This window comes from Blautia sp. DFI.9.10, from assembly GCF_024461705.1.
In the GTDB taxonomy this organism is placed as follows: domain Bacteria; phylum Bacillota; class Clostridia; order Lachnospirales; family Lachnospiraceae; genus Blautia_A; species Blautia_A fusiformis.
This window is the reverse complement of sequence record NZ_JANGAA010000020.1, coordinates 58,840-70,618: the sequence shown is the minus strand read 5'-3', so window position 1 is coordinate 70,618 and position 11,779 is coordinate 58,840. Positions and strand designations below refer to the sequence as shown.

Genomic DNA, 11,779 nt, shown 5'->3' with positions numbered 1-11,779 from the left:
TAGGTAACAAAAAATGCCGTATTTATGCGGCTTGTGGCGTTTCGCAAACGCCTATTTACCTTAGAAACAGTGAGGATACTTACACCTTCACTTTTAAGTTCACCAATGATAAGGAAGAAAAGGTAAACTTTAGCCATACCTTTACAAATAAGCGTGTAAATGCAACAATCGACCTGGTAAAAGAAGACAGCGAGACAGGAAACAGCGCACAGGGAGATGCCGTATTTGAAGGAGCCATTTACGGGCTCTATGCAAGGGAAGACATTAACCATCCGGATGGCAGGAGCGGAGTCCTTTATAAAAAGGACGAACAGGTAGCTACCCTGACGACCGATAAAGAGGGAAAAGCAAGCGTAAGCAATCTGTATCTTGGAAAGTATTATTTGAAGGAGATCACGCCTCCAGTAGGTTATCTTCTGGACGAAGAGGAGCATGATGTAAACTGTAACTACGAAGGAGACCAGGTAGAGACGGTAAAACGAAATACCGTTTCCAAAGAAGACGTGATCAAACAGCCATTCCAGTTGATTAAAGCAGCGGATAATGATAAGACCGATGCGGACCTTTTAAAAGGTGCCGGATTCTCTGCTTATCTGATCAGCAGCCTGACTGTAAAGGACGATGGAAGCTATGACTTTACAAATGCGACCCCGATCGTTCTTACGGAAGATGGAAAAACAGAAATGTTTACCGATGAACGCGGCTATGCGTGCAGCATCCCGATTCCTTATGGACGCTACATTGTCCGTGAGACCACAACACCGCATAATTTCATGCCGGTAGATGATTTTATCGTAACCGTAACCGAGAACAGCAGCACACCGCAGATATGGAGAGTCCTTTTGGACGATGAGTTCAAAGCAAAGCTTAAGATCGTGAAACAGGATGATGAGACCAAACAGCCGGTCCTCCTTGCCAATACAGAATTCAAAGTGTACGACCTGGATGCGAAAAAGTACGTGGAACAGGTAACGACCTATCCAAATACGGTTGTCCATAAATCCTATTTTACGGACGAAAATGGTTACCTGATTCTTCCGGAATCCTTAAAATGCGGAAATTACAGGATTGAGGAAGTGAGAGCGCCTGATGGCTACACCCAGAATACCCAGTATGTGGAGATCAAAGTTGATAAGAATACAGCTTATCAGATGGATTCCGTCAGCGGGGATGCCATCATTACCGTGACCTATGAAAACCATCCGGTCAAGGGCAAACTGGTGATCCATAAATCCGGTGAAACCTTAAAATCCTTTAAAAAGGATTTTGTATACGAAGAAGCTTCCCTGGAAGGGGCAGAATTTGAAATCTACGCAGCAGAAGATATTTTCACACCGGATCATCAGGTGGACGAGCAGGGAAACCGTCACGTGATCTATGCAAAGGATACCCTGGTAAAAACAGTGACCACTAATAAAAATGGGGAAGCTGTTATCAAAGACCTTCCGCTTGGAAAATACCGTGTGAAAGAAACAAAAGCACCGGCCGGATTTGTCTTAAATCCAGACAGTCAGGAAGTAGCCTTTATCTATAAGGATCAGAACACACCGGAGATCGAAGAAAAACTGGAATTTTCCAATGAACGCCAGAAAGTAGAGCTGAGTGTGGAAAAACGGGATGCTGAGACCGGAAAGGCTTTAAAAGGTGCAACCTTTGGATTATACAATAAAGAAGCAATTTCTTCCGGCGACAAGGTGATTGTAAAAGCAGATACACTGCTTCAGGAGATCACAAGCAACGAAAAAGGTAAGGCAGCGTTTACGCTGGATCTTCCGCTTGGCAGATACTATGTGAAAGAGCTGCAGGCACCGGCGGGTTATGTATCTTCTGATGAGATCCTGGAATTTGATGCCACATACCAGGGCCAGGACGTAAAAACGATCAAATTAAAATCCGTGAAGAAAAACCAGCCGACAACGGTAGAAGTAACAAAAGCAGATATCACGACCGGAACAGAACTTGACGGGGCTTCCATGAGTGTACTGGATAAGGATGGCAACGTGATCGATTCCTGGACATCCGTAAAGGATTCCCCACATGTGATCAAGCGACTTCAGGTTGGAAAAACTTACATTCTGCGTGAAGAGCTTGCACCATATGGCTACTTACGTGCAACAGACGTAGAGTTTACGATCTCTGATACTGCAGAAGTACAGAAAGTCAAAATGGAAGATGAAGTCCCGGTAGCAAGACTTCTGGTAAACAAGAAAGGGGAATTCTTAGACAGCGTATCCCTTCTTGACAATGCAAAAGGCATGATCGAGCACCTGTTCAACTATGTGACCGGAAACCTGACTGATGTAACCTTCAATGTTTACGCGGCAGAAGCCATCCGTGCAGCAGACGGGGTAAGTGCAGATTATTATGCGGCAGATGAACTGGTCGGCTCCATTACAACAGATGGAAATGGTATCGCCCAGATGGATAACCTCCCGCTTGGACGTTATTACATCGTGGAAAAAGAGACCGCACATGGCTACGTTCTGGATAATGAACCAAGATATGTGGATCTTACATACCGTGACCAGGATACACCTCTGGTTACTTATAGTGCCGACTGGCAGAATGCGCGCCAGAGGGTACAGGTGGAAGTCCTGAAAAAAGAAAAGGACAGTGACAAAGTACTTTCCGGGGCAATCTTTGGCCTCTATGCAGCAGACGACATCGTATCTTCAAAAGGAAAAGTACTCCTTGCGAAAGACACTCTGATCGAACTGAAGACCACAGATGAGGATGGAAAGATCCAGTTTGTTGCAGATCTCCCGATTGACAGCAGGTACTACATTAAGGAACTTGCCGCCCCGGATGGCTATGTGACAGACCAGGAACCGCAGGAATTCACTTTTGAGTACCAGGGCAGTGGAACCAGTGTTGCAGAGTATGCGTTCACCTTTGAAGATGAACAGACTACGGTAGAACTTTCCAAAGCAGACCTGACGGACAAAAAAGAACTTCCGGGAGCATCCTTAAAGGTAACAGATGAGGATGGAAATACGGTGGATGAATGGGTATCCAAAGAGGAAGCACATATCATCAAGGGCCTTATCGTAGGAAAGAAATACAAGATGACAGAAACAAAGCCGGCAGATGGTTATGTGACTGCGGAAAGTATTGAATTTACCGTCGAAAACACAAAAGAAGTACAGAAACACCAGATGCTTGATGATGTGACCAAAGTGGAAATCAGCAAGAAAGACATTACGGATTCCAGTGAGGTACCGGGAGCAAAACTGATCATCCTGGATAAAGATGGAAAGAAAGTTGAAAGCTGGACGTCCACGGATAAACCGCATATGGTCGAAAAACTTCCGGTAGGCGAATATACCCTTCGTGAAGAGCAGGCTCCGGATGGATACCTCATTGCGGAAGATGTGAAATTTACGGTAAAAGATACCGGAAAAGTCCAGAAAGTCAAAATGAAGGACGCACATCCATATGGAAAACTGGTCATCAAAAAGACCGATTCCACCAGTAAGGCAGCCCTTTCAGGAGCAGAATTTGAACTGCGTGAAAAGGAAAGCGGAAAAGTCGTAGAAAAACTGGTAACGGATAAGACCGGAACAGCGACAAGCGGCAAGCTTCCGATTGCTACTTATAAAAATGGAAAAGTAGAGAAAACCGTGGAATATATCCTGGTAGAGACCAAAGCACCAAATGGTTATGAATTAAGCAGCAAAAAAGAAGAGATCCGCTTTGAATACAAAGACGGAAAAACCAAGGTGATCGAGATCGTAAAAGAAATCAAAAACACCAAATCCCCTTCCGGTAGCACACCGACAGGAAACAGCCCGAAAACAGGGGACAGCACCAACATCTGGCTTCCGATCCTTCTGGCAGTCCTTTCTGCCTGCGGCATTGGCGGCGTGATCTGGTATAAGAAGAAAAAAGGAAATTAAGGAATACGGTTCAGGGCTGCTCGATTTACCGGCAGCCCTTTTTCCAGGAAGAATAATCGGAGGTTTGTATGAGATACATAAAAGAAATCATGATCGTGGCAGTCTGCCTGATGGTACTCAGTTTTTGCGTATGTACCGGTTTTGGCATTTACTTTATGTACCGGGAAGGTGTGCAGGAATATGAAGACCTGCGTACATACGTCAAGGAAACAGATGAGGATGACCACACAGAAGGAACAGACGGAAGCGATGGGAAACAGACCGTGGTTGATTTTAAGGCATTAAAAAAGATCAATCCGGATATCGTTGCATGGATCCGGATCCCAGATACCAGCATTGATTACCCGGTAGTTCAGGGAAACGATGACTCCTATTACCTGACACATACTTTTAAGAAGACAGAACATGTGGCAGGGGCCATTTTCCTGGATTCCGATAACAATGCCGATTTTTCTGATGACAAGAACATCATTTATGGTCACAATATGAAAGATGGCAGCATGTTCCGCGGACTTCGAAATTTCCTTGGCGATAAATTTTTAAAAGAACACCATATCCTCTATCTGTATCTTCCGGATGAAGGGGTATGGATCTTTGTGATCGTAAAATGCGAGTATACACCGGCAGATGGAGATGCTTTTTTACTTGGAACGCAGGAAGAAGTCCCGACGCTTCTGCTTTCCACCTGTGGAACAGATGCCTCCAAACGTCTGGTCATATGGTGTGAAAGGCAGGAAGAGAAAGGTGGGCAGATAGAATATTCTGACGAGGAAGCAGAAGTACAGGAAGCTACGGATGATCTTGCTTTCTTAGATGGGGAGTTTGTAGAAAACGAAACCCATGATTTTATTTAAATGTTTGCAGAAATTTAATGGATAATTTCTAAAAAATATAACATTTTAATTTTCAGGTCTTTCTGGATGGACAGGAACAATAATAGTCTATCCGGGAGGACCTTTTTTTTATTGCAAGAATGGCGTAAAATGGCACTTTTGATGGAAATACGATTGCAGAAAAATGAAAAAAGAAATATTAGTTCTGACTATCATGTCCAGTATGCCGCAAATCATTTGGAGAAGGCGAAGGACGTGTTTATGAAAGCGATGAAGATCCTCTGGATTTATATAGCCCAGTGGAAGGAAAAATAGAAATTAAACTGAGATGATAAAAAAATATAGAAAAAAGAATTGACAATTGTATTCTACAGTTGTAGAATACAATTAACTTCTACAGATGTAGAAAATAAAATTCTAGGAGAATCCACGATGAAGACAAAATTTATGACACTTATGACGGTAGCAACACTTGGGATTTTTTCAGCTGCAACGGTTATGGCAGCAGGAAATAACGATTTCTATACACAGCCGCCGGCTGGATCTGAATGGGAAAAAGCAGATACGGAAGGTACCTATGCAAGCTATACGAACGGAAATGATTATGTAAATATCTATAAATATTCACTGGAGGATGTCAAAACAGGGATTGCCAAATGCAATGACACATACGATGCCTGCTATCAGACAATTTATTCAGAGGGAAACAGCCTGTATATGGCAGTGGGATATGCAAAAGATGCAGATGACATCAGTGACGTCAGAAAATTTGTAGAATATATTTCGTATCCTGGAAATCCTTCACTTACCAGACAGGAGAATGAAAACCAGACCGATGATTCTTCTGATGATTCTGATAAGGCAACTACAGATACTGCCAGTCAGAAGTCAGGAGGAGATTCAGATTCCTCCGATACAGAAGAAAATGCTTCTGCAAAATCCTCGGACAGCAATGATGATTCCGATATCCTTTCTACCTCACCAATGACATTAGTTGACAGTGATGGAAATACCATTGAGATTAATTACATTCTTCACAAAGATTATTCTTGTGAATATCGTGGAGATGATGGAATGAACTATACCGATAATGGGGATGAGACTTATACCGACGAAAATGGAAATACCTACTCAGCTCTGAATGATGATACTCATCATCTGGGACATACGTTGGAACAGCATGACCTTCAGGATGCAAACGGTAATACTGTGACGGTTACGGAAACTACAAATGGTGATTATTATTTCCAGGACGAAAATGGTACAGGATTTACGGACAATGGAGACGGGACATGGAGTGATGAAAATGGCAGCAGTTATACAGAAATAGACTGATAGTGGTCAGTAGCTGCAGGAATGGCAAGGGCATTTGCAAATTGTGCAAAAGCCCTTGCCATTTCCGTGAACCGTGGTAAAATAGAGTTATTCCTACATTTGTAGAAAATATGTAACAGGAGGTATGAAAAAGTGAAAAAAACTTACCAGAGACTTCCGGAATCAGAGCTGGATATTATGCTCGTTCTTTGGAATAATACTCCGCCGATGACCAGACCGGAGATTGAGAAAGTGATCACTATGAAGAAAAAACTTGCATCAACAACAATTTTGTCATTGCTGACCAGATTGGAGAACAAAAATTTCGTGGAAGTGACGAAACAGGGAAAAATGAATCTGTATACACCCCTGGTTTCGCAGTCAGATTATCAGGCACATGAAAGCCAGAGTGTTCTTGAGAAACTTTATGGGAATTCACTAAAAAAGTTTGTAACTTCACTTTATCATGGAAAGAAGATCAGCTCGGAAGAAGTCCAGGATCTCAGTGAATTTCTTAAGAACCTGGAGGACAGGGAGGAATAGCGAATTATGGAGGTTTTCATTCTACACATTCTGAAACTGAATGTTATTGCAGCAGTAGTAATTTTACTGGTAAAAGTGCTTGCGACTCTGTTTAAAGGACGTGTATCAGCGAGATGGAAGTACCTTATCTGGCTGTTGATTACGATAAGCCTTTGTGTTCCGGTGCGCCTTCCGGCGAATCTGGCACTGGTGGATTTCAAAGTACTTAGAAGCAGTCAACAGAATACGCAAAGCCCGAAGATAACGGATTACGCAGTCAGACCAGAGGAAAGTCAGAAGATAACAGAAAACGTATCATCTGCGAGCAAAGACATGAAAAATCTGACAGAAATCCCGGAACAAAAGAGAACTGTCAGGTACGAATCAGATAAATGGCTGGGAATTGTGGCTTTGATTTTTGCTGCTGTCTGGCTGAGCGTAGCGGTACTTAAACTGACGGGAGAATTGCTGGCATATTATTTTTCTATAAGGAATCTGGAACGGATGAGTCTGCAGGTAAGTGATACGGTGAGTATTCAGATGTACCGTGCAGCGTGTCAAAAGAAGCACGTACGCAGAATACCGGAACTCAGGCAAAACGCAGGTCTTACCACACCGCTTCTTGCAGGACTTTTACATACAAAATTGTATCTACCAGCAACCGGGTATTCAGCAGAAGAAAGAAAACTTATCTTTTACCATGAACTTACACATTATTGCCATCGGGATCTCTGGTATAAGATGCTCCTTCGAATCTGTGCATCGATATACTGGTTCAATCCCTTTCTTCTTATCATGCTGAAAGAAGCGGATAAGGATATTGAGAATCTGTGTGATACAGCAGTTGTTCGCAGAGTTAATAAAAAGGAACATAAATTATATCGACAGCTGCTTCTCAGGACAGTAGCCATGGAAAATCAGATTCCATATGTGACAGCAAGTCTTAATGACAGCGAAATGGTGTTTAAAGATCGGATTCTGTATATGGTGAACATTCGGAAACTCCGCAAAGGAATTCTTCCGGGAATTCTTGTGACGCTGCTGCTTGCAGGCGGTAATCTGGTATTTAATGTCTCTGCCGGGACAGATACAGTTTCAGTAGAGACGGAGAAGTCTGGTATTGAAAAAAATGCAGATCCAGAGAAAAATAATGTACCGGATTATGCACCATTTTCTGAAATGGTAACTATGCAGAAAGCTGCTGAAACCCAGGACGAAGGAGGAGTGACAGAGAATACAGATACAGAGGATTCTGTAGACGAAGAGGAAAAAGCAGATGCGGAAACAAACGATGAACCTGCCATGGAAAACAGCGGACAGGTAAGTGAAACGACCGATGATGGAATTACCTCTGACAACAACGGGTCTGTTTCATCTTATGAAAATCTGCCAGCAGGCGTACCATATACCAGTGGATTCAGTACTACTTCCGGTGTAGCATCAATTGTAGCACCGGGTGGAGGAGATGAAGAATCCAGAGTTCTTTACGATAACGGAGATGGGACCTATTCTGATTATTATGGGAGCCGATACAGTTATCAGGGAGATGGAAACTGGGCAGATGCCAATGGAAATTCATATCGTACCTGGAATGACGAAGGTTATCATTTCGGAAACCAACTGGAACAGCATGAACTCCAGGGCAGTAACGGTACTGTTAATGTAATAGAAACAACAAACGGAGATTATTATTATTGTGACGCAGATGGGGTCGGATACACAGACAATGGTGACGGCACCTGGACGGATGAGAATGGGAACATCTATACAGAATAAAGGATTTGTCCGATCGATGCATATTCAAATGATATTATTTCAGAAGAGGTATTGTATATGACCTACAATTTAGTAGAAATTCAGAAAAGACAGGAATCTACTGACAAATTTGTTCAGAAAGTTGGTAAAACTTTATGGCATTACACTTCTTTTCCAGCCTTGGATGGAATTTTAAGGAAAAAAAAGATTTGGTTTGGCAGCGCAACGAATGTGAATGATGCAAAAGAAGTGATTGGGTTTATTGATAACCTGAAGCAGAACATTGAGAACGGTCTTACCCAAAACAATATAAAACCCAAATGTGATGTTGATAAAATATTTAAAGAAATATATGACAGAACATCGCAAAAACACCTTTTTATGTTCTGTTTGTCACAGGCATTAGACGATGCAGCTCAATGGGACCGCTATGCCGATCATGGACGTGGTGTTGCAATAGAATTCAATACCGAAGCATTGCACAACCTGTTATATTATCATGGGATGATCATTGGCGAACAGTATTATACTCAGGAGACCAGGGATCATGAATTATACAAATTATTGTCTTCATATATTTCCACTGGAATTCTGGAAGGATTTTCCAACTTAGATGGATTCATTGATAATTTAGCATTATGTGCCCTTATTCACAAACATCCTACATTTACTGCTGAAAAGGAAATCCGAATCGCACCATATTTTGTAACGGACAACGATCCTCATATCGAATACAAAACATTCAATATAATAAAAGAGTTCTACATTTTAGATTTACAAAAAGTCTTAGAAACAGAAAATATGCACAGGGAAGATATTATCAATTCAATTATTATCGGACCACGTTCATCCCAGAATCCAAAAGATTTGGAAAACTACTGCAGACATCTTGGGTTGCATAAACTGGCTCAAAATATAAAAGTATCTGATTGTCCATTGCGTTAATAGATAAGAGGTTCCACTTACAGTGTGGAATCTCTTTTTCTGTCGAAACTCATTTAATGATTTTTGTTGTTGTCGGTTGCTTCATATAGTACACTGTCGTTATAATTATTAACCGGCAATGGAAAGAATGAGGAAATCGTATTGGATACCACAGATTACACTTCATGTGCAGAGATCGAAGAAGCAAAGAAAGCGTTTTTCGAAACCAAAAGGAATCGAAAAACGCTTTTTCATATATGACATATAAAAAAATGGGATCATAAACGATAGCATATTATTTGCGAATATCTACTAGTCCCTTTTTCAGTATATATTCAGAGAACTCATATGAAGCTCCGTCTCCAGTCACATTCAGATACAGATTTTTGAGGTCGCTTTCATTTACGATCCAGGCCATGTTCAGCTGTACACTTTCGCCTGGTTTTATAGAGGAAATGTAGTTTCCACCATTGCCATAATTTTCAGAGACACTATAATATACCATTCCTCCAGTCTTTGCCACGCCGTCCCAGCTAATGTAGTCATAGCCATCGCCGGCCTGTTCTGTTGGAATGTAAAGCTGTACTTTTCCATTTTCCTTAGTCAGGGTCAGTAAAGCACCAAGATAAAGCATATGGTCGATTTCCTCATTTGAATGATTGGTATAGGTAACTGTAACATAGACCAGTTTCTGATTCACTTCCTCTGACTTCACAATTTCATCCAGGGAATCGATTCCGTCGCCAGATTTCACATAATTCAATGTGTTTGTAGATAGCTTTCCATCAGCATCAATGGCTTCCGCCCATTCTTGTGGTATTTTGTCCGGATCGAGAAGCTGAAGATCATCAGAAATTTGAACAGAATCTACCTTTGCAGAAATCGTTTTTTCCAGATATTCACCATTTGTGTTTTCACCAATCACATCCAGATCAAAGGTGTCACCAATTTGGTAAATGGGTAGCTTTTTCTCATTTACAGAAGTACTTATTTCATCATTATCATCTTCTGTCTTTTCAGATATCATCTCTCCGCTCCATGTAGGCAATCCGGCGGTCTTTACCATAGTCGTGTTTCCCTCAATCACCAGATTTTCTGCAACTTTTATGGCTTCATCCTTTGACACATCATCTCCGATGTAGATCATAAGCACACGATATAAATCCGGGCAGACAAGATAAATTCTCTGGTTAAGAGCCCCGTTTTCGGTAATGCTATTATATTTGAGATATATCCCCTGGTATTTTCCAAATGTACGCTCTTCACTATCAATAACATTCTGATCCTGTACTACCTGTCCCAGATCATTTTTATCCAACAGGACAAATGAAAAACTGAACCCGCCAGTCATGCCATGCTCAGGATATTGGAGATGGTACTCGTCAATCCAGCTCATGCCCTCCGGAACATATTTAGCAGACAGATCTACCTCTGGGACCTCATCTGGAAGCACGGTCTTCTTTGCTGCATCACCAGCATCAATTTTGACTGAAACACCATAAGAACCCTGTTTTTCCAAAAACCAGTGATACAGATTTACTCCTGCATATACTGCCGTGGAAACTGCCAGTGCACACGCAGCTGCCACTGCGGCAACTTTCGGAGCTGTCCATCGTTTTCTTCTTCGCAGATTCGCCACTTTATTATCCGCCAGCTGCTTTGCTACCTCATTTTGAATCATATTATGGATAAAATCCGGTGTTTCGGGAATATCGTTTTTCATATCTTCTAATCTCATATTGACACCTCCTGTAATTCCTGCCTTAATTTTCCTCTTGCCCTTGCAAGTCTCTTTTGAACGGCACCTTCCGATATTTCAAGGATCTGGGCGATTTCTTTTACACTGAAATCTTCTATATAGTATAGAATAACGGGTAAACGCAGTTCCTCTTTTAAGGAATTTACGGCTGTATACAATTCACTGTAATTCTTTGTTTTTTCTGATTCCGGTTCCTGTCTGTCAGCCAGATTTTCCAATGGGATAAATTTACTGGATTTACGCACAAGGCTGTAACATTCGTTGATTAAGATACGGATTAACCAGGTCCGGGCATAGTTATCGTTTTTTAATGTGCCGACGTTGGAAAAAGCCTTCACAATTGTTTCTTGAATAGCATCTGCACAGTCATAGTCACTAAATAAAATTGTTTTTGCAGTTGAGTATAATTGTCTTTCTGAATCTAGGATCAGAGATCCAAGTTGTTCCTTTGTCATTTAAACACCACCTTTTTTTTTGCCAGCCAGCATTTTCTTAGACGTGCAGAAATCAAAAATATCCCTAATAATTTATTCTTTTTCTTATAAATGGACAAGTTCGTGGTTTTGCACAAAAAAATGTCTACTTTCGATAGTATTCCATAATAAAAGCAATAAAACAAGCATTTGCAAAGGGACATTGTTATAATTAAATTTGTTCATGGGTGTTATTTGTGATTACTTTCATGCTAATATGCTAATGTGCATTATCATATTAGCATGAAAAAAAATTAGGAAAATCTTAATAATTTCTCATGTAATCCATTGTGAATTTAGATG

Annotated in this window: 8 protein-coding genes; 6 read left to right on the top strand and 2 right to left on the bottom strand. The window is 41.3% G+C overall.

Translation table 11 applies throughout. The features are described from left to right. The 6 genes from NE671_RS12265 to NE671_RS12240 form a co-directional block, all read left to right on the top strand. Window positions 1-3,896: LPXTG cell wall anchor domain-containing protein (locus tag NE671_RS12265; protein WP_256164036.1), on the top strand; the 3,896-nt coding region annotated here is incomplete at its 5' end. Between the two features lie 68 nt (window positions 3,897-3,964). Further along, complete coding sequence (gene srtB / locus NE671_RS12260) at window positions 3,965-4,750, top strand: class B sortase (RefSeq protein ID WP_059085779.1); 786 nt, start codon at window positions 3,965-3,967, stop codon at window positions 4,748-4,750. A 411-nt stretch (window positions 4,751-5,161) separates the two neighbouring features. Then, window positions 5,162-6,064: a hypothetical protein gene (locus NE671_RS12255; RefSeq protein ID WP_015542765.1), complete on the top strand. Its 903-nt coding sequence runs from the start codon at window positions 5,162-5,164 to the stop codon at window positions 6,062-6,064. 132 nt (window positions 6,065-6,196) lie between these two features. Continuing rightward, complete coding sequence (locus tag NE671_RS12250; RefSeq protein ID WP_059085781.1) at window positions 6,197-6,586, top strand: BlaI/MecI/CopY family transcriptional regulator; 390 nt, start codon at window positions 6,197-6,199, stop codon at window positions 6,584-6,586. Window positions 6,587-6,592: 6 nt separating this feature from the next. After that, the gene (locus tag NE671_RS12245; RefSeq protein WP_015542764.1) at window positions 6,593-8,341 is read left to right on the top strand and encodes a M56 family metallopeptidase; all 1,749 of its coding nucleotides are present in this window, start codon (window positions 6,593-6,595) and stop codon (window positions 8,339-8,341) included. 57 nt (window positions 8,342-8,398) lie between these two features. Next, complete coding sequence (locus NE671_RS12240) at window positions 8,399-9,265, top strand: DUF2971 domain-containing protein (protein ID WP_059085782.1); 867 nt, start codon at window positions 8,399-8,401, stop codon at window positions 9,263-9,265. 274 nt (window positions 9,266-9,539) lie between these two features. On the opposite strand, the gene NE671_RS12235 is transcribed toward NE671_RS12240, so the two are convergent. Next, on the bottom strand, window positions 9,540-10,982 hold the full coding sequence (locus tag NE671_RS12235) for a DUF4367 domain-containing protein (RefSeq protein ID WP_059085783.1): 1,443 nt from the start codon (window positions 10,980-10,982) through the stop codon (window positions 9,540-9,542). After that, window positions 10,979-11,458: a sigma-70 family RNA polymerase sigma factor gene (locus NE671_RS12230; protein WP_059085784.1), complete on the bottom strand. Its 480-nt coding sequence runs from the start codon at window positions 11,456-11,458 to the stop codon at window positions 10,979-10,981. The genes NE671_RS12235 and NE671_RS12230 overlap by 4 nt, the downstream gene beginning before the upstream one ends. Window positions 11,459-11,779: the final 321 nt, after the last annotated feature.